The sequence below is a fragment of the Streptomyces sp. NPDC047022 genome (assembly GCF_040644155.1).
In the GTDB taxonomy this organism is placed as follows: domain Bacteria; phylum Actinomycetota; class Actinomycetes; order Streptomycetales; family Streptomycetaceae; genus Streptomyces.
The window spans coordinates 72,835-92,347 of sequence record NZ_JBEYVV010000003.1; the positions used below are offsets into that span (position 1 = coordinate 72,835).

A 19,513-nucleotide genomic window follows, 5' to 3' on the forward strand; every position below is an offset into this window, starting at 1 on the left:
GAGCCGGGGGGAGTCAGGGGCTGTCAATTCGCCACCTCGAGGTCGGGTACGACCTTGCGCAGCTCCTCGGCGGACAGCGCGCCCTGGCGCAGCAGGACCGGCACCTTGCCGGTGACGTCCACGATCGAGGACGGCACATTGCCGGGGGTCGGGCCGCCGTCGAGGTACACGGAGACCGAGTCGCCGAGCATCTCCTGGGCGGCGTCGCAGTCCTCGGGCGCCGGGTGGCCCGTGAGGTTCGCGGAGGAGACAGCCATCGGGCCGAACTCGGTCAGCAGCTCGATGGCGACCGGGTGCAGCGGCATGCGCACGGCTACGGTGCCCCGGGTGTCCCCGAGGTCCCACTGGAGGGACGGCTGGTGCTTGGCGACGAGCGTGAGGGCGCCCGGCCAGAACGCGTCGACCAGTTCCCAGGCCATCTCGGAGAAGTCCGTGACGAGGCCGTGCAGGGTGTTCGGGGAACCGATGAGGACGGGCGTGGGCATGTTGCGGCCACGGCCCTTGGCGGCGAGCAGGTCGGCCACGGCCTCCGAGGAGAACGCGTCGGCGCCGATGCCGTACACGGTGTCGGTCGGCAGCACCACGAGTTCGCCACGGCGGACGGCGGACGCGGCTTCGCGCAGACCGGTCACACGGTCGGTCGCGTCGTTGGTGTCGTATCGCCGTGCCATCTTCAGCTGGCCTCCTCGTACCTGTACTGCTGCGGAAAGAGAGTCGTCGGGGTGCTCACGGCAGCGCCCTGCGGGCGGTCGCGAAGCGCGGGCGGTTGTTGAGGTCGGGGTGGTCGGCCGCGTCGGCCCAGCCCCGCTCCTCGGTGAAGATCCAGGGCACCTGACCGCCCTGGGTGTCGGCGTGCTCGATGACGACGACACCGCCGGGACGCAGCAGCCGGTGCGCGGTGCGCTCCAGGCCCCGGATGAGGTCGAGACCGTCCTCGCCGGAGAACAGGGCCATCTCCGGGTCGTGGTCCCGGGCCTCGGGGGCGACGTACTCCCATTCGGTCAGCGGGATGTACGGCGGGTTGGAGATCACGAGGTCGACCTGCCCGTCGAGGTCCGGGAACGCCGTACGGGCGTCTCCCTGGCGCAGGTCGACCCTGGACCCCGCGGTGTTCTTGCGGGTCCATTGCAGGGCGTCCTCGGACAGCTCCACGGCGTGCACGCGGGAGCGCGGCACCTCCTGCGCCAGGGCGAGCGCGATGGCGCCGGAGCCGGTGCACAGGTCGACGATCAGCGGCTCGACGACGTCCATCGCGCGCACCGCGTCTATGGCCCAGCCGACGACCGACTCGGTCTCCGGGCGCGGGACGAACACCCCGGGTCCGACCTGGAGTTCCAGGTATCGGAAATACGCGCGACCGGTGATGTGCTGGAGCGGCTCGCGGGCCTCGCGGCGGGCGATGACCTCCCAGTAGCGGGCGTCGAACTCCGCGTCCTTCACGGAGTGCAGCTGGCCGCGCTTGACGCCGTGCACGAACGCGGCGAGCTCCTCCGCGTCGTAACGAGGCGAGGGCACACCCGCGTCGGCCAGCCGCTGGGTGGCCTGGGCCACCTCCGCGAGCAGCACGCTGCGGGGGCTTGGGGGTCGCCCCCCAATGTTCTGCTGCACGCTGGTCCTCCGGTTGTGTACGTGTCCTTACGCGGCGGCGAGTTTGGCGGCCGAGTCCGCGTCGACGCAAGCCTGGATCACCGTTTCGAGGTCGCCGTCGAGGACCTGGTCCAGGTTGTACGCCTTGAAGCCGACGCGGTGGTCGGAGATGCGGTTCTCCGGGAAGTTGTACGTGCGGATCTTCTCGGAGCGGTCGACCGTGCGGACCTGGCTGCGGCGGGCGTCGGCCGCCTCCTTCTCCGCCTCCTCCTGCGCCTTGGCCAGCAGCCTGGAGCGCAGGATACGCATCGCCTGCTGCTTGTTCTGCAGCTGGCTCTTCTCGTTCTGGCAGGAGGCGACGACGCCGGTCGGGATGTGCGTGATGCGCACGGCGGAGTCGGTCGTGTTGACGGACTGGCCGCCGGGTCCCGAGGAGCGGTAGACGTCGATGCGGAGGTCGTTCGGGTTGATCTCGACGTCGACCTCCTCCGCCTCGGGCGTGACCAGCACACCGGCCGCGGAGGTGTGGATTCGGCCCGCGGACTCCGTCGCGGGCACACGCTGCACCCGGTGCACCCCGCCCTCGTACTTCAGGCGGGCCCACACGCCCTGGCCGGGCTCGGTCTGCCCACGGGTCTTCACGGCGACCTGGACGTCCTTGTAGCCGCCGAGCTCCGACTCGGTGGAGTCGATGATCTCGGTCTTCCAGCCGACCCGTTCCGCGTAGCGCAGGTACATGCGCAGCAGGTCGCCGGCGAACAGGGCGGACTCGTCGCCGCCCGCGCCCGCCTTGATCTCGAGGATGACGTCCTTGTCGTCGCTGGGGTCGCGCGGGATCAGCAGCAGGCGCAGCTTCTCGGTGAGCGCCTCACGCTGCTTCTCCAGGTCCTTGACCTCCGCGGCGAAGTCCGGGTCGTCGGCAGCCAGTTCGCGTGCGGTCTCGATGTCGTCGCCGGCCCGCTTCCAGGAACGGAACGTGGCGACGATCGGGCCCAGCTCGGCATAGCGCTTGTTCAGCTTGCGCGCGTTCGCCTGGTCGGCGTGGACCGACGGGTCCGCGAGCTTCTTCTCCAGGTCGGCGTGTTCACCGACCAGTTCCTCGACCGCCTCGAACATCTCCGGCTCCCATGGGATGTCCCCCACCCGGCCCGGGCATGGGGACGTACGTACGACGAAAAGTGGCTGCACCGCAAAGCGCCGGTCCCGGTGCCCCCGCCGTGAAGCGGGGAGCACCGAGGACCGGCGCTGTGGGCTCGCTACTTCTTGGCAGCGGCAGCCTTGCCGAAGCGGGCCTCGAAGCGGGCCACACGGCCACCGGTGTCGAGGATCTTCTGCTTGCCCGTGTAGAACGGGTGACACTCGGAGCAGACCTCGGCCCGGATGGTGCCGGACTCGATGGTGCTACGGGTGGTGAACGACGCGCCGCAGGTGCAGCTGACCTGCGTCTCGACGTACGCGGGGTGGATGTCGCGCTTCAAGGTGTCTCCTAGTTTTCGGGAGGGCGCCGGGTCGCAGCCGCGGGATGCGGAGGCGTGAACCGGAGCCGACGTACCAGTCTGCCAGGACTGGCCGTATCCCCCAAAACGGGGGGCACGCGTGATCTATTCCCTGTGTCCGTCCGCCTCCGTCAGGAGGACTCGACCACGCCCTTGGCCTGGCCCGTCGCGGAGCCCTGGACGGCGCTCGCCGGGATGGCCCTGTCGTTCTTGAGGGCGTCCCAGATCAGCCGGGCCTTGGCCTTCTGTACGACGACACGGTTGGGATCGACCGGGTCGTACGCGACGGGCATGGTCACCATGTTCATATGGGACGGGCTGATGCCCTTCAGCCCGCCCGCGAACGACGCCAGATCCTTGACCGAGGCCAGGTCGGAGTCGGTGGTGACGGACTTGGTGGCGGTGTCGGCGAGGTCGTACAGCTTGGTGGGGCTGCTCAGCACGCCGATCTGCTCGACCTGGTGGGCCAGGGCCTTGATGAAGGCCTGCTGGAGCTGGATCCGGCCGAGGTCGGAGCCGTCGCCCACACCGTGCCGGGTACGGACGAGGCCGAGGGCCTGGGTGCCGTCCAGCGTGTGCGTGCCGGCCTTGAGGCGGAGGTGGCTGTCCGGGTCGTCGATGTTCCTGGTGGTGGTGACCGGGACACCGCCGAGGTCGTCGATCAGCTGCTTGAAGCCGCTGAAGTCGACCTCGAGGTAGTGGTCCATGCGAATGCCGGTGATCGACTCGACGGTCTTCACGGCGCAGGCGGCACCGCCCGTGGAGTACGCGGAGTTGAACATCACCCCGCTCGCCGCCGGGTACGTGGTGCCCTTGGTGTCGGTGCACTCGGGGCGGTCGATGAGGGTGTCGCGCGGAATGGAGACCACGCTGGCCCGCTTGTGGCCCTTGTAGAGGTGCACGATCATCGCCGTGTCGGAACGGGCGCTGCCGTCGTCGGTGCCGCCGCCCAGCTTCTTGTTGCCGCCGGAACGGCTGTCCGAGCCGAGGACCAGGATGTTCTCCGAGCCGTTGTCGACCTTCAGGGGCCGGTCGTTGCCGAGGGCCTGGTTGATGTCGACGCTGTGGATGTTGCCGTTGAGCTTGAAGTACAGGTAGCCGACACCGGTGCCGCCGAGCACGACGATGCCCGCCGCGGTCCAGGCCGTGACAAGGACGGCCTTGCGTCCCTTGCCGCGGGGCTTGCGGCGGCGGCCCTTGCCACGGCCGGGGCCGCCCATCGTGGCCCCGTCGGCTATGCCGGCGTCCGGTGTGCTTTCGGCAGGCATGTGCTCCTCAGTCCTGGTCCACTCTCGAGTACCCCCCGCGTCCGGGGTCAGTCCTGTCCTACGACCCTCGTCGCTCCATGGTCACTCCGTACATTCAGACGGCGAAACCCGAGCCAGGGTTGCACAACGAAATACGCAAACGCCGTTACATGGAGGACACACTACGTCACCACGAATCACGGCCACCCCCTTCCACCTGCCCTTTCCCCCACCTCCGAGATCCCTCGCCAACCCACCACCTTGTGGCAAAGGTCTCGCACCACGGGCGGCGCGAAGCGCCCGCGCATAGGGGCGCGGGGCCCGACCAATATGCGGCTCCGCCGCGCGGGCGCGACAAGCCACGACGAACCCGCGGGCTGCGACGAACCGGCACCACCCCCAGGGGGCGCGAGGCTCCACCAATATGCGGCTCCGCCGCGCGGCCGCGACAAGCCACAAAGCACCCGCAGCCTGCAACAAACACCCGCACCCCTGGCAGGGTCAGCCGCCCGCAACCCCCAACCCCCGCTCGAACGCGAAGAGGGCCGCCCCCCGAAAGGGGCGACCCTCGAACGTCGGACGGAAACTCAGTCCCCGTTCCCCGGCGTCGGCGTCGTCTTCTGGATCTGCATCAGAAACTCGACGTTCGACTTCGTCTGCTTCATCTTGTCGAGCAGCAGCTCAATGGCCTGCTGCTGGTCCAGCGCGTGCAGCACCCGCCGAAGCTTCCACACGACGGAGAGCTCCTCGTTCCCGAGCAGGATCTCCTCCTTGCGGGTACCGGACGCGTCGACGTCCACCGCCGGGAAGATGCGCTTGTCGGCGAGCTTCCGGTCGAGCTTGAGCTCCATGTTGCCGGTGCCCTTGAACTCCTCGAAGATCACCTCGTCCATGCGGGACCCGGTGTCCACCAGGGCGGTGGCGAGGATGGTCAGCGAGCCGCCGTCCTCGATGTTGCGGGCCGCACCGAAGAAGCGCTTCGGCGGGTACAGGGCCGTCGAGTCGACACCACCGGACAGGATGCGGCCGGAGGCCGGCGCCGCGAGGTTGTAGGCGCGGCCCAGTCGCGTGATCGAGTCCAGCAGCACGACGACGTCGTGGCCCAGCTCCACCAGACGCTTGGCACGCTCGATGGCGAGCTCGGCGACCGTGGTGTGGTCCTCGGCCGGACGGTCGAAGGTCGAGGAGATGACCTCGCCCTTGACCGACCGCTGCATGTCGGTGACCTCTTCCGGACGCTCGTCGACGAGGACGACCATCAGGTGGCACTCGGGGTTGTTGTGGGTGATCGCGTTGGCGATCGCCTGCATGATCATGGTCTTGCCGGTCTTCGGCGGGGCCACGATCAGACCGCGCTGGCCCTTACCGATCGGCGACACCAGGTCGATGATGCGGGTGGTCAGCACGCCCGGGTCCGTCTCCAGACGGAGCCGGTCCTGCGGGTATAGCGGCGTCAGCTTGTTGAACTCCGGGCGGCCACGGCCGTGTTCGGGCGCCATGCCGTTGACGGAGTCGAGGCGGACGAGGGCGTTGAACTTCTCGCGGCGCTCGCCCTCCTTCGGCTGGCGGACCGCACCGGTGATGTGATCGCCCTTGCGCAGGCCGTTCTTGCGGACCTGGGCGAGGGAGACGTACACGTCGTTGGGACCCGGCAGGTAGCCGGAGGTGCGGATGAAGGCGTAGTTGTCGAGGATGTCCAGGATGCCCGCGACCGGGATCAGGACGTCGTCCTCGGCGAGCTGCGGCTCGGCGGCGATGTCGTCGCGGCCACGGCGGCCACGGCGGTCGCGGTAGCGCCCGCGACGGCCGCGGCGGCCACCCTCGAAGTCGTCGTCGTCCTGGCGTTCCTGGCGGTCCTGGCGGTCCTGGCGGTCCTGACGTCCGCCACCCTGCTGCTGGCCCTGGCCCTGGCTCTGCTGCTGGCGCTGCTGCCCGCCCTGGCCCTGCTGCCCGCCCTGGCCCTGCTGCTGCTCGTCGCCCTTGCCCCGGCGGTCGCGGTCGCGGCCACGGTCGCGGCGGTCACGGCGGCGGCCCTCGCCGCCGTCGGCGTCACCCTGCGCCTGCGCCTCGGCCTTCGGCTCGCCCTTGGCCTCGGCGGCGACCGTCTCGGGGCTGCCCGCCTCCGCGGTCGCACGGCGCCGACGGCGCTCGGCCGGGCCGTCGTCACCGGCGCCCTGGCCGGGGATCTCGATCTGCTGCTGGGCCGGCTGCTCGACCGCCTTCTCGGCCTTGGTCTCGGCCGCGGCGGCCTCGTCACCGGTACGGGCCCGGGAGGTGGCCCGGCGCTTGGGCTTGGTCTCGGTGGCCTCGGCCTTGGCCGGGGCCGCACCGCTTCCGGAGCCGGCCTGCGCCTCCTTGATGACCTCGATCAGCTGGCTCTTGCGCATACGCGCCGTACCCCTGATGCCGAGGCCGGAGGCGACCTGCTGCAGCTCGGCCAGCACCATGCCCTCGAGGCCGGTACCGCGGCGCCGCCGGGAGCCGGCACCGGTGGCAGGCGCGGAGGCGTCCGTGGCGGGCGCGGCAGCGGTCTCCTCGACACGTGCGCCCATCAGATCGGTGGTGTCGCTCACGAAGGGTCCTTCCCTGGAGCGGACGTCGGCCTGTCTGGCTCGGCGACCGGTTGTGCTGTCCGGCTTTCGGTCCCGTTTCCTGTGTGGACCGAGCCGGGGCGGTGGTCCGCCAAAGCGGCGGAAGAGATATCTGGTGACTGACGCTTCCCGAAGCCGTGGCACGTGGTGGTGTGTCAGGCGGCTCGGTCACGCCGATTCCGGAGCGTGCTCTGCAACCCGCACAGTGTCCGCGTACGACGTACTGCTCAGGTACGAGATACGAAACACAATGCGGCTTGGGAGGCTCCCGGAAGAATTGGCTGTCCCGGACGGGGACGTGAAGCACCTCGCCATGGCGGGGTCGGGTGCAGACTTGAGATTAACACTACCGGATCCAACAAACATTCCCCCTCTCGAAATCCGGCAACCGTGTGTCAGGGCGCAAGCGGCAGCACGCTCGCTCCCTGGCCGTCTAGGTCCAGCCGGTTGGCGGCCCAGCCCTCGCCCGCCAGGTCGGCCACCTTGTCGGCGCTGTCGTCGTCGGCCAGCGCCAGCACGGTGGGTCCCGCGCCGGAGATCACGGCGGGGATCCCGTCGCCCCGCAGGCGCTCCACCAGCGCGGCGCTCTCCGGCATCGCCGGGGCGCGGTACTCCTGGTGGAGGCGGTCCTCGGTGGCCGGCAGCAGCAGTTCGGGGCGCCGGGTCAGCGCCTCCACCAGCAGCGCGGCGCGGCCCGCGTTGGTGGCGGCATCGACGTGCGGCACGGCGCGCGGGAGCAGTCCACGCGCCGTCTCGGTCAGCACGGGCTTTCCGGGTACGAAAACCACCGGAACGATGGAATCGGCGGGGTCCATGCGGATCGCGCGGGCGGCGCCCCGCTCCATCCAGGAGAGGGTGAACCCGCCCAGAAGGCAGGCCGCGACGTTGTCGGGGTGGCCCTCGATCTCGGTGGCGAGCTCCAGCAGCGCGGCGTCGTCGAGCCGGCTGTCGCCGCCTATGGTCACGGCGCGGGCGGCGACGATTCCGGCGCAGATGGCGGCGGAGGAGGAGCCGAGTCCGCGTCCGTGCGGAATGCGGTTGGCGCACACGATCTCCAGACCGCGCGGCTGGCCGCCCAGCACGTCGAAGGCGGCGCGCAAGGACCGTACGAGGAGGTGGCTCTCGTCGCGCGGGAGCGTCGCGCCGCCCTCGCCCGCGATGTCGATGTGCAGACCGGAGTCGGCCACCCGGACGACCACGTCGTCGTACAGCCCCAGTGCGAGGCCAAGGGCGTCGAAGCCCGGGCCGAGGTTGGCACTGGTGGCGGGGACGCGCACCCGGACGGCGGCGGCGCGAAACGCTGGACCGGCCATCGCTCGATGACTCTCCTTGAGCTGCGTGCTGGTCGAATGACGTCCGGGCTGTCCGGGCCGTTCGAACCGGACGGTGTCGGACGGTGCCCGATGGCACCGGATGGCATTCGATACGTGCGGAGTGGTTGCGTACGGAAGGTTCGTCTGCGGGAAACCCGGGCCTGGCCGCCGGGGCGGCGCGGCACCGCGGCATACGCGGCTGCGGCGTATGCGGCGGCCGGGTTCGGTACAGCCTATCGAAGGAAGGTTCTGTGGCGACATAGGGCGCACAGGAGGCGCACGATGCGTGTCGTAAGCCCCCTGTGCACCTTCTGACGGGCGCCAACAGGGTTATCCCCCGCTGAGGCCGGGTTACGCGAGTCCGAGCCGCTCGGCCGCCGTCGGCGCGTCGACCGGGACCGTGACCGGCTGCGGGGCGCCCGCGACGGCCCAGTCGGGGTCCTTGAGGCCGTTGCCGGTGACCGTGCAGACGATGGTCTGGCCGGGGTCGACCCTGCCCTGCTCGGCGGCCTTCAGCAGACCGGCCACGGACGCCGCGGACGCCGGTTCCACGAAGACGCCCTCCTGAGCGGCCAACAGCCGGTAGGCGCGCAGGATCTCACGGTCCGTCACCTCATCGATGCAGCCGCCCGACTCGTCCCTCGCCGCCAGGGCGTACTGCCAGGAGGCCGGGTTCCCGATGCGGATCGCGGTGGCGATGGTGGACGGGTCCTTGACGACCTCGCCGCGCACGATCGGGGCCGAACCAGAGGCCTGGAAGCCCCACATGCGCGGGGTCCGGGTGGCGGTGCCGTCCGCCGCGTACTCCCGGTAGCCCTTCCAGTAGGCGGTGATGTTGCCCGCGTTGCCGACCGGCAGGACATGAATGTCGGGCGCGTCGCCGAGCATGTCCACGATCTCGAACGCCGCGGTCTTCTGGCCTTCGATACGCACCGGGTTGACCGAATTGACCAGCGCGACCGGGTAGTTGTCGGACAGCTCGCGGGCCAGGGTGAGGCAGTCGTCGAAGTTGCCGTCGACCTGGAGGATCTTCGCGCCGTGCACGAGGGCCTGGCCCATCTTGCCGAGCGCGATCTTGCCCTGCGGCACGAGCACGGCCGAGACCATCCCGGCGCGTACGGCGTACGCCGCGGCGCTCGCGGAGGTGTTGCCCGTGGACGCGCAGATGACCGCCTTGGCGCCCTCCTCCTTGGCCTTGGAGATGGCCATGGTCATGCCGCGGTCCTTGAAGGACCCGGTGGGATTGGCACCCTCAACCTTGAGATGAACATCACAACCGGTGCGCTCGGAGAGCACCTGCGCGGGGACGAGCGGCGTGCCGCCCTCACGGAGCGTGACGACCGGCGTGCTGTCCGAAACCGGCAGCCGGTCCCGGTACTCCTCGATGATTCCGCGCCACTGGTGGGTCATTGCTGCTTACTCTCCTTCAACCCGCATGATGCTGGCGACACCCCGCACGGTGTCGAGCTTGCGCAGCGCCTCCACGGTCCCGCTGAGGGACGCGTCGGACGCCTGGTGAGTGACGACGACGAGGGAGGCCTCCCCGTCCTTGCCTCGCTGGCGCACCGTACCGATCGAGACGTCGTGCTCGGCGAAGACGGTCGCGACCTGCGCGAGAACACCCGGTTTGTCGGCGACGTCGAGGCTGATGTGGTAGCGCGTGACGACGTCGCCCATCGGGGACACCGGCAGCGCGGCGTACGCCGACTCGCCGGGCCCGGTGGCGCCGTTGAGCCGGTTGCGGCACACCGCCACCAGGTCGCCGAGGACGGCGGAGGCGGTCGGCGCGCCGCCCGCGCCCGGCCCGTAGAACATGAGCTGACCGGCGGCATCGGACTCCACGAAGACGGCGTTGTACGCGCCGCGCACGGAGGCGAGCGGGTGGGTCAGCGGAATCATGGCGGGGTGCACGCGCGCGGTCACCGAGCCCCCGTCTGCCGCACGCTCGCAGATGGCGAGCAGCTTGATGGTGCAGCCCATCTCCTTCGCCGAAGCGAAGTCGGCGGCGGTGACCTCGGTCATCCCCTCGCGGTAGACGTCATCGAGCCGCACGCGCGTGTGGAAGGCGATACCGGCGAGGATGGCGGCCTTCGCCGCCGCGTCGAACCCCTCCACGTCGGCCGTGGGGTCCGCCTCCGCGTACCCGAGGGCGGTGGCCTCGTCGAGGGCCTCCTGGTACCCGGCGCCGGTGGAGTCCATCTTGTCGAGGATGAAGTTGGTCGTCCCGTTGACGATGCCGAGGACCCGGTTGACCTTGTCGCCGGCCAGCGACTCGCGCAGCGGGCGGATCAGCGGGATGGCGCCGGCGACGGCCGCCTCGTAGTAGAGGTCCCGGCCGTGCTCCTCCGCCGCGGCATGCAGCGCCGCCCCGTCCTGGGCGAGCAGCGCCTTGTTGGCGGAGACGACGGAGGCGCCGTGCTCGAAGGCGGTGGTGATGAGGGTCCGGGCGGGCTCGATCCCGCCGATGACCTCCACCACGACGTCGATGTCCCCGCGTTTGACGAGGGCGGTGGCGTCCGTGGTGATGAGGGAGGCAGGAATGCCCTCACGCACCTTGGAGGGCCGCCGTACGGCCACACCCGCGAGTTCCACCGGGGCCCCGATGCGGGCCGCGAGATCGTCGGCGTGCGTCGTCATGATGCGCGCCACCTCTGAGCCGACCACTCCACAGCCCAGCAGCGCCACCCTCAGCGGACGCGTACGCATCATCCGACCTCGTTTCCTTCTACGGTCATGCGGTCTACGGTGAGAACAGTCTCACCCACCGAACGGGACTTTCCGCCCACGGTCCGGATCCTGAGATGTCGATTTCACTTCCTGGCTTCACTCCCGGGCTCCCCCCCCCAGGACGGGCGCCGCGCTTCGAAACCCTGCGGGCGACCCCCGTCACCCCACATCGAGCCGGAGCAGGTCCTCCTCGGTCTCCCGCCGCACGATGACCCGGGCCGCGCCGTCGCCGACGGCCACGACGGGCGGACGCGGGACGTGGTTGTAGTTGCTGGCCATCGACCGGCAGTAGGCACCGGTTGCGGGCACCGCGATGAGATCACCGGGCGCCAGGTCGGCGGGCAGGAAGGCATCCCGTACGACGATGTCGCCGCTCTCGCAGTGCTTGCCGACGACACGCGCCAGCATGGGCTCGGCGTCGGAGGTACGGGAGACGAGGGCGACGCTGTACTCGGCGTCGTACAGCGCGGTGCGGATGTTGTCGGACATGCCTCCGTCGACGGACACGTACGTCCGCAGCCCGTCGAGGGGCTTGACCGTGCCGACCTCGTACAGCGTGAAGGCGGTCGGCCCGACGATGGCGCGCCCCGGCTCCACGGAGATACGGGGTGTGCTCAGCCGCGCGGCCTCGCACTCACGGGACACGATCTCGGTCAGGGCCTTGGCGATCTCGTGGGGCTCCCGGGGGTCGTCGTCGCTGGTGTACGCGATCCCGAGCCCGCCCCCGAGGTCGATCTCGGGCAGTTCGACACCGTGCTCGTCGCGGATGTCCTTCAGCAGCCGGACCACGCGGTGGGCGGCGACCTCGAAGCCCGACATGTCGAAGATCTGGGAGCCGATGTGGCTGTGGATGCCGATGACGTCGAGCCCGTCGAGCTGAAGGGCGCGACGCACGGCCTCGGCGGCCTGGCCACCGGCGAGCGGAATGCCGAACTTCTGGTCCTCGTGGGCGGTGGCGATGAACTCGTGGGTGTGCGCCTCGACGCCGACGGTGACCCGGATCAGCACCCGCTGGCGCTTGCCGAGGGAGTGGGCGATGTGCGCGACACGCACGATCTCCTGGAAGGAGTCGAGCACGATGCGCCCGACTCCGCTCTCGATCGCCCTGCGGATCTCGTCGGGGGACTTGTTGTTGCCGTGGAAGGCGATGCGGTCCGCGGGCATGCCCGCGGACAGGGCGGTGGTGAGCTCGCCCCCGGAGCACACGTCCAGGTTCAGCCCCTCCTCGTGCAGCCAGCGCACGACGGCACGGGACAGGAACGCCTTGCCCGCGTAGAAGACATCGGCGCCGGTCCCGAAGGCGGTGCGCCAGGCCCGTGCGCGGGCCCGGAAGTCGGACTCGTCCATGACGTAGGCGGGGGTGCCGACCTGTTCGGCGAGGGTGTTCACGTCCACGCCGCCGACGGTCACGACGCCCTGCTCGTCCCGGCCGACGGTCTGGGCCCACACCTTGGGGTCGAGGACATTGAGGTCGGCGGGCGGGGCGGAGTAGTGGCCCTCGGGGAGAACGTCGGCGTGACGGGGCCCGGCGGGATGTGCGGAACGGCTCATGGCGGTGGCTTTCTCGGAGGTCTCAGAGGTAGTCGGGTGCGCTGATGCCGAGCAGGGACAGGCCGCCGGCCAGCACCGTCCCGGCGGCTTCGGCGAGCGCGAGCCGGGCCCGGTGGGCGGCCGAGGGTTTCTCGTCGCCGAGCGGGAGCACGGTGGGCTGGAAGGCGAGCAGGGCGTCCGCGACGGCGACGAGCTGCCGGGCGAGCCGGTCGGGCGCACGGTGGGCAGCGGCCTGGGCGAGGGCGTTCGGGTACTCGGCGAGGGCGCGGACGAGCGCGGCGGCGTCGGAGGCGCCGCCGGCGAATCGCGCCTCGCCGCCGGCACCGTCGGCGCCGTCGAACCCGAGATCGCCGGGGACGGCCCCGAACTCGAGGCGGGCCGCGTTGCGTCCGAGCGCACGGGCCCGGGCATGGGCGTAACGCACCCGGAAGAGCGGGTTGCACTCGCCCTGCAGCAGAAGTTCGGCGGTGATCCGGGGCCGGTCGTGCACGGCGGGATACAGCAGAGCCCAGCGGGCGGCATCGGGGCCGAGGGGCGCGGGGTCCTCGGGAGCCGGTACGGGGCGCAGATCGACGGGGTCACCGGGCCGCACATGCTCGATCTCGGCGCGACCTCCCTGGGTGGCGATGATCCGGACAAGAGCGTCGGCGACGACTTCGGCCCGGATGTCGTAGGGAATGCGCAGGGGAACGACGCGCTCGGCGAGGGCGGAGGTATGCCCATAGGACCCGGGGCCGCCTCCGCTGCCGAGGATCTCCCGGACGAGGGCGGCGGTGGCGGTGGCCCGCTCGAGATGAATGTTGAGGAACCCGGGCCCGGTGATCTCGACGTCCGAGACGCCGGCCGTGTCACGGATACGGGCACGGAGGATCTCGGCGACGTCGAGGGGCGGCCTGCCCGCGGGACGTGCGAGCTGGAGGGCGATGTTGGTGGCGTAGTCCCCACGGCCTCCGGGACCGGGCGGCGTGACCACGGCACGTGCGGGCACGGACACGCTCAGCTCCCCGTCGTCGACGGCACACCGCACCGCGTGCAGCACGGTGCGGGAGAGCTCGACGGGGGTCACGGGACAAGGGTAGGGAGGAGAGGGGCGGTCATGCGAACTGGTTTGGCCGCAGGTCCGCGATATGGACGGCGCCGGCTGCCCGTTCCGACGCCCTCAGCTGCCGGCACGCCCCGTACGACCGGGGTACCCGGTGTGCCCGGCATGCCCGGCGGCCGGGGCCGCTCCCGGGTCGAGACGTCCACGACGTTCCATCAATTCCTTGACGAGCTCGACGAGTTCGGTCGGCTCGAAGGGCTTGGCGAGAAACGCGTCGACGCCCGCATCGAGCCCGCTCTCGACCTCGCCCTGCGTACAGGCGCTGATGATGGCGAGAGGAAGGCTCCGGGTACGGGGATCGGCGCGCAGCAGCGCGGCGGTCCGCAGGCCGTCGAGGCGCGGCATGACGACGTCCAGGGTGACCACGTCGGGTTGGACCCGGTGCACGACATCCAGACACTCGGCACCGTCGGCCGCGGTCACGACCTCAAGACCCTCCAGCTCGAGGTTGACCCTGATCAGCTGCCGGATGACCTTGTTGTCGTCCACAACAAGCACCCGGCCCGACGCGCCTGGCACAACTCGAGAGTAGGTCCGGGCAGGCCACCGCGTCCGGCTTTTCCACACTTCCCCCTCGCCCGGCCCACCACTCCCGGCCACCGACGCCCCACCCCGGGAAACCTGTTCATGGCGACCCCGAAAGAGCTGGTAGGGTTCTACCCGTCGCCGCAACAAACGCCCGACACGCCCCCGTAGCTCAGGGGATAGAGCAACGGCCTCCGGAGCCGTGTGCGCAGGTTCGAATCCTGCCGGGGGCACTCGCCGAAGATCAGCCAGAATTGTGCGCTGACCATGGCGGATGCCGACAGCAGAGGGGGGGAGTCAGTCTCACTGGCTCCCGCCCTCTCTCGTTGTCTGTCAGTGTTCGCGACACACCTCCGACACACCTTCCGGAGACGTTGCCCGAACGTGTGGCGTCGCCCCACTCCAGAATCATCTGAATTTGTTGCTCATGGTGCCGCAGCGATCACCCGCAGGAGCTACTGAAATTGATCGGGCGATGTCGGGTGATTACGTGCCAGTTGTGGGGTGAGTCCGGCAGGTCTGTGCAGGTGAACGCCTCTATGCCCAACCACCCCAGCTCCGAGGACGGCGAGCCCGCCTCCGCCGCCGAGACCGTGAAGAACCTGCTCAGAAAGAACAAGGAGAAGGTCATCATCGGCGGCAGTGTGGTTCTCGTCGTCGTGGCCAGCGTGTTCATCGGTCTGGCCAAGGAGCGGGACGTCATCGAGGACAACGAACCGTTCCTCGACCCAGTGGCCGTGGACCAGAAACGCCAGTCCCCTCGCGAGCACACGGGGAGGGAGTACCAGCGGAGGGCCAGGGACGGGATCATTTCAGTTGGGCCTTATGTCCGGGGTGTCTCCGCGGCCTGAAGACGAATGCACTTGGCCAACCCAACAGCCACTGGCTGGCTAAAGCGCTGAGTCAAGAGCGAGTGAGTCCGGGCTCCTACGGGCGGACAGGGTCTGCGGTCACCGCGTCCTTCACGTAGGAGGGCAGCACCACGTTGGTGCGTAGGGCCTGGGCGACCACTGCGAGCAGGTCCTCCCCCTCGACTCCGGCCGGCGCGGCGCTGCGGATCTCGGTCCAGGCCTTCATCGCCCGTACGGCGATCGCGAGGATCGCTTCTGGGGAGACGAGGTACAGGTGCTTGTCCGCAGCCGGGACCGCCAGGTCTGAGACCATGCCCCTCGGCGAGGCGATGACGCTGATGCTGTCAGCTGGCGGCTCGTCGAGGCCCTCGTCCGCGGCAAGCTGCCGCAGCTGGGTATTGGTCTGCCGAATGTACTTCAGGCTGATCCCGCCCTCGGACTTCTGCTCGCTCTTCGCCTCGACCGTCATCCACCATGACGGCCACAGCCACGCCGCGTCCGTGCGGCCCTGGCCCGGAGGCTTGAATGAGCGGGCCCCCAGCAACTCACCGAGGGAAGCGAGACCCTGCTCGTACATGGTGGAGTCCGGGTTGCCGAGGTTGGCCAGCATCTCGTTGGCGAAGGCTCTGAACTTCGCGGCCGTCTTCAGCTTCGGGGAAGACCGGTAGATCTGGGCGACGGCTGCTACGGCTTCGCCGTCAAGGACGCCGAGCTCCGGCTCAGCATCCACGTGGCCCTCGATCTCCCGCAACCACGTGCCAACGGCGGCCTTTCGAGCCCGTTCCAGCAGCTGCTCGGCCCGTGCGGGTGCTCCCGGCGCGCCGACGGCCAGTCGGGCCCATACGGACCCGAGATAGGCCCACAGCGCTTGGTAGGGGCGCAGCTCTTCGCCGGTCAGGAGGTCGAGGACCTGCACCGCGCACCGGGAGGCGGCATCCCAGTCCTCCAGCCAGGCGGCTTGCCAGGCCTTGACCTCGTGCTCGGCGCTGGCGGCCAGCTTGTCCACGTATGCGGGGTCCTGCTTGGTGCACTCGGAGCGGCGCTCGACGATATCCGGCTCGGCGTCCTCTTGCCAGATCTGGTCGCGGTTCAGGGCGCTGCGCGCTAGGCCGACGAGCTGCGACGGGGTGACCTGGCTGTTGTCGCGGCCGAAGGCGATCTCGGCCTGGAGCTCGGGAGGAAGTCCTTCCCGGACATCGAGACGGGCGAGGAAGCGCTGGAGCTCCCGCCCAGTGACGATGACCAGCGCGAAGTCACGTGGCCCGCGGGTACAGCGGCCGGCGCCCTGGATGACGCGGGTACGAACCCGCTCCAGCGCGACACGGCCAGCGCGCAAAGCCGTCTGGAGGAACCGGTCCTGGAGGTGGAGCGCATCGGGGAGGTTGTGCATCAAGATGACGCTGCACGCCTCGTCGGGGAGGTCCATGCCGTCGAAGCGGCTCGGGGCGAGCAGCATGCCGCGGTCGGCGTCCTTGAACAGCTGGAGTCCGTCCACAGTGTCCCCGGGCCGGAACCGCTCAGTGTGGGGAACACCCAGGGTGTCGGCGATCAACGTGGCCGACTTCCTGTCGGGCGTCAGCACCACGCTCTTGCCGCGTAGGTCGATCAGCCGGCCCACCAGGCCGCCCCGGATCTCGGGGTCTGCGGGCGCCTCGGCGGTACCGGGCTGTGGGGCTGGCTGGTTGGTGTCGACCACGTGCAAACCGCCGGGGCCGAAGGGGTCATCGGTCGACTCGGCCAGGTCAGGGAAGACGAAGAAACGGCGGCCGCTGCCGATGTTCTCCCACTCCGGTGGCGCCGGAATCCGAGTGATCTTCGGTCTGCCGAAGGCTCGCTCTAGCTCACCGCCTTCGCCGAGGGTCGCCGAGAGGTAGATCCGCTGCTGGGGGACGGTGAACGGCTCGTGGGCGAAGGTCGGGGGAATCAACGGCCGTATGTACCAGCCCTGTGGGCTGACGTAGAACAGGCAGGCGCGCAGCTGGGAGCGGACCATCTTGAACCGGTGCCAGGCGTTGCCGGTCAGGGTCGACAGCACCATGTCCAGCTCGGCCGCGTGCTTGGCGACGGTCGGCACCGGCAGCAGCCGTACCTCCGTGCCGCCGTAGCGGTCGGTCAGGCGGGTCACCAGGTGCGGGTCGAGGTCGTCACCGAACACGTCAAGCAGCGCGGTGAACTGGCCGGCGGTGGCGGGGATCTCGATGGCCCAGGCCTCCGCGACGAAGCTCTCTGCGGCGTGCGCGTCGTCGAACAGCAGGCTCTGCGCGTTGCCGAACGCCGGGTTGGTGTTGAACACATGGCTGTAGATGGTGATCGCCACCACCTCGGCGCCCTCGTAGCGCCCCAGGTCCTGGTCGGAGAAGCTGGGCCGCCCGCCGGTGAACAGCGCGGCGGGGACACCCTGGGCGCGGGCAGCCACCCAGACCTGGTGAGCGAGCTGATTAGTCGGGCAGGCGTAGACCGAGCGGTGCTTGAAGTGGCGCCGCCTCCAGTCGGCAAGCAGCAGCCCGACTAGCGTCTTACCCGAGCCGGTGGGGAGCTCCAGGGCGACGTCCGGCTTCTTCACGAGCGCCGGATCAGCGTAAGCGCGCAGCATGTCGGCCTGGTGAGACCACAGTGCACCGTGGCTGGTGGTCGTCCGCGGGAGTACGCCGAACAGCGCCTCGGGGGACGGCGGCGCCGTCACTTGCTTCACTTGCCGCCGGAACCGGACCGGCTGCTTGTTGTCCTCCACGCTGACCCCCTCAGCGCCGGATGGCCGACGCGCACGCACTGCTCACCGCAGTGATCGTAGTCCCGTCTCCCTTAGCCGCCGACGAAAACGTGCCAATCGGGGCGGCCAGTTGACGGCGGATCGAGGCTGGGTGTCCATGTACTTCTTCGACACCGAAGCCACGGCGGTGCGTGTCTCCGGCGGCGGGCGCGAGGGGCTCGCAGCAAGCCAAATGTTCAACTGGCCAACCGAATTGCTCAGTGGCCAACGGAGGCGTTCAGTCACAGTTGCCCCCCACACTCCAAGCGGGACTTGGCAGTCACCCACTCAACGCTTCAGCAACCTTCTCCAGTATCAGAGGGGTCTTCGTCATCCCCGTCGGTGGCCTCCGGTTCTTCGGTATCTGCGTCAGAATCATCGTCCACTGACGCAACGTGATACCGACTAGTCGCCCTTAGAATCCCAGACAGCCCAAAGCTGCCTTTGAAAATGTCAAGCTTCGGAAACAGGCTTTCGAAGATCGCAGGGTCGATCTTGGGACGCATCAGTTCGGCGAACTTGGGGTCAATCTTGGGACGCATCAATTCGGCGAACTTGGGGTCAATCTTCGGACGCATAGCATCGAGGATCTTAGGGTCGATGACCGTGGCAGACCGCAGCTTCGCAAGTGTCGACTGGAGCGAGGCCAGCCCCGACGGCTGCCCTTTCCATTGCTCCAAGCCTGGGTCCCCAGGCAGTGCAACAGCCTTCGAGACCTCGCCGCTCACCGGACGGCCGTACTCGTCAAGCTCGATCAGTCCACCGAAGCTCAGGGCCTTAAGCACGGTGGCAGCCTTGCCGATTCCCTCGGCGGCCTCAAGGCCTTCTGGGAGTTCTGAGACCGACTCGACCAAGTCAAGCCCAATCAGCACCTCTGCTGTGAAAGTAAATTCCGCAAAAGCGCCGCCTTTTTCCGCAACACCTCTGATGGCCAATTCGAGATCGCGAACTCCCTGAACTGCGAGGATTTCAGGTGACAGCGTGTCCAGAGGTAGCCCACAACGCCGAGCAGTGACTCCTCTTTTCACGACTGAAGCCAGAACGACCTCATCGATAAACTCAGAGATGGCACCCTGTTGCAGTCGATCCCGCACCTTACGAATATCATCTGCGGAATCATTGTAGTGGGACGCAGCAAGGGAGAGGAGAAGACTTGCCAGATCGTTTGCCCAACGGACGCGCTCACGTGCACCAATGGCTTCGATGTCATCCAACAGGTCAGGATGAAACCCCTGCTTTTCTTCATCCGTGAAATCCGTCGTATTTTCCGTAACCCAGTAAACTGAATCTTCTGGGTTCTCTTGCGCTAGCTGCAAAACCAAAAGCCAGTTAAGGGTATCGCGATACCCGTCACCCTTCTGGTCGCACGGCTTGCGACGCGAGGCGGCACGCTTTGCAAGTTCGATATGCGATACATCAGGTGGGGGCAAGACCACGCCGCCCAGACCTTCAATCCTCGCTGCGAGCTTGCTCGGATATTCCTCACGCAGTGCGTTAAGTTCTTGGGTGGCATTGTCGAAGTACTCTCGGAGACCGAGTCGCCCAGCATATTTCGTCGCAGGCTTATCCAAGGCAAGAGTTACGTTCTGGATTTCCCGCTCATAGCCGCCAATGGCTTCGGCTACGACAACTTCGGGAACATAAATCCTCAATCCCCATGCGGCACCTGCATGGGCCAGGACGCGCCACGCCGTGCCAGAGCAGGTGAAGTCTGAGGAGAAGGCGGTGGTATCAAGTACGACGATCACGTCTCGATCCTGGCATCTCTCCGCCT

Annotated in this window: 15 protein-coding genes and 1 tRNA gene; 2 read left to right on the top strand and 14 right to left on the bottom strand. The window is 68.9% G+C overall.

What is annotated here, in order from left to right; translation table 11 throughout:
* Positions 1 to 23 precede the first annotated feature (23 nt).
* From ABZ845_RS05430 to ABZ845_RS05485, 12 genes are all read right to left on the bottom strand, one after another.
* A complete protein-coding gene (locus ABZ845_RS05430) occupies positions 24 to 671 on the bottom strand; it encodes an L-threonylcarbamoyladenylate synthase (RefSeq protein ID WP_360973221.1) in 648 nt (215 codons plus the stop codon).
* Between the two features lie 55 nt (positions 672 to 726).
* Entirely contained in the window at positions 727 to 1,566 is an 840-nt protein-coding gene (gene prmC, locus ABZ845_RS05435; protein WP_360973223.1) for a peptide chain release factor N(5)-glutamine methyltransferase, read from the bottom strand.
* 69 nt (positions 1,567 to 1,635) lie between these two features.
* On the bottom strand, positions 1,636 to 2,703 hold the full coding sequence (prfA, locus tag ABZ845_RS05440) for a peptide chain release factor 1 (RefSeq protein WP_360973225.1): 1,068 nt from the start codon (positions 2,701 to 2,703) through the stop codon (positions 1,636 to 1,638).
* A gap of 140 nt (positions 2,704 to 2,843) precedes the next feature.
* Positions 2,844 to 3,065, bottom strand: a complete 222-nt coding sequence (rpmE, locus tag ABZ845_RS05445; protein ID WP_103838593.1) for a 50S ribosomal protein L31 — start codon at positions 3,063 to 3,065, stop codon at positions 2,844 to 2,846.
* 149 nt (positions 3,066 to 3,214) lie between these two features.
* The gene (locus ABZ845_RS05450; RefSeq protein WP_360973228.1) at positions 3,215 to 4,351 is read right to left on the bottom strand and encodes an LCP family protein; all 1,137 of its coding nucleotides are present in this window, start codon (positions 4,349 to 4,351) and stop codon (positions 3,215 to 3,217) included.
* 566 nt (positions 4,352 to 4,917) lie between these two features.
* Positions 4,918 to 6,903 (bottom strand): transcription termination factor Rho, encoded by a 1,986-nt coding sequence (gene rho / locus ABZ845_RS05455; RefSeq protein WP_360973230.1) that lies wholly within the window; start codon positions 6,901 to 6,903, stop codon positions 4,918 to 4,920.
* Between the two features lie 413 nt (positions 6,904 to 7,316).
* Entirely contained in the window at positions 7,317 to 8,234 is a 918-nt protein-coding gene (gene thrB, locus ABZ845_RS05460) for a homoserine kinase (protein WP_360973232.1), read from the bottom strand.
* 351 nt (positions 8,235 to 8,585) lie between these two features.
* On the bottom strand, positions 8,586 to 9,644 hold the full coding sequence (gene thrC, locus ABZ845_RS05465; RefSeq protein ID WP_360973234.1) for a threonine synthase: 1,059 nt from the start codon (positions 9,642 to 9,644) through the stop codon (positions 8,586 to 8,588).
* Positions 9,645 to 9,650: 6 nt separating this feature from the next.
* Complete coding sequence (locus tag ABZ845_RS05470; RefSeq protein ID WP_360973236.1) at positions 9,651 to 10,943, bottom strand: homoserine dehydrogenase; 1,293 nt, start codon at positions 10,941 to 10,943, stop codon at positions 9,651 to 9,653.
* 177 nt (positions 10,944 to 11,120) lie between these two features.
* The gene (gene lysA, locus ABZ845_RS05475) at positions 11,121 to 12,512 is read right to left on the bottom strand and encodes a diaminopimelate decarboxylase (protein WP_360973238.1); all 1,392 of its coding nucleotides are present in this window, start codon (positions 12,510 to 12,512) and stop codon (positions 11,121 to 11,123) included.
* Positions 12,513 to 12,534: 22 nt separating this feature from the next.
* Positions 12,535 to 13,578: an ArgS-related anticodon-binding protein NrtL gene (gene nrtL, locus ABZ845_RS05480; RefSeq protein WP_360973240.1), complete on the bottom strand. Its 1,044-nt coding sequence runs from the start codon at positions 13,576 to 13,578 to the stop codon at positions 12,535 to 12,537.
* A 93-nt stretch (positions 13,579 to 13,671) separates the two neighbouring features.
* Positions 13,672 to 14,181, bottom strand: a complete 510-nt coding sequence (locus tag ABZ845_RS05485) for a response regulator (RefSeq protein ID WP_360973242.1) — start codon at positions 14,179 to 14,181, stop codon at positions 13,672 to 13,674.
* 119 nt (positions 14,182 to 14,300) lie between these two features.
* Here ABZ845_RS05485 and ABZ845_RS05490 point away from each other — a divergent pair.
* Together ABZ845_RS05490 and ABZ845_RS05495 are read left to right on the top strand one after the other, a co-directional pair.
* Positions 14,301 to 14,372, top strand: a tRNA-Arg gene (locus tag ABZ845_RS05490).
* 306 nt (positions 14,373 to 14,678) lie between these two features.
* Positions 14,679 to 14,990: a hypothetical protein gene (locus tag ABZ845_RS05495; RefSeq protein WP_360973244.1), complete on the top strand. Its 312-nt coding sequence runs from the start codon at positions 14,679 to 14,681 to the stop codon at positions 14,988 to 14,990.
* A gap of 76 nt (positions 14,991 to 15,066) precedes the next feature.
* On the opposite strand, the gene ABZ845_RS05500 is transcribed toward ABZ845_RS05495, so the two are convergent.
* The gene (locus tag ABZ845_RS05500) at positions 15,067 to 17,721 is read right to left on the bottom strand and encodes a DEAD/DEAH box helicase (RefSeq protein WP_360973246.1); all 2,655 of its coding nucleotides are present in this window, start codon (positions 17,719 to 17,721) and stop codon (positions 15,067 to 15,069) included.
* Between the two features lie 314 nt (positions 17,722 to 18,035).
* Positions 18,036 to 19,487, bottom strand: a complete 1,452-nt coding sequence (locus ABZ845_RS05505; protein WP_360973248.1) for a PIN domain-containing protein — start codon at positions 19,485 to 19,487, stop codon at positions 18,036 to 18,038.
* Positions 19,488 to 19,513: the final 26 nt, after the last annotated feature.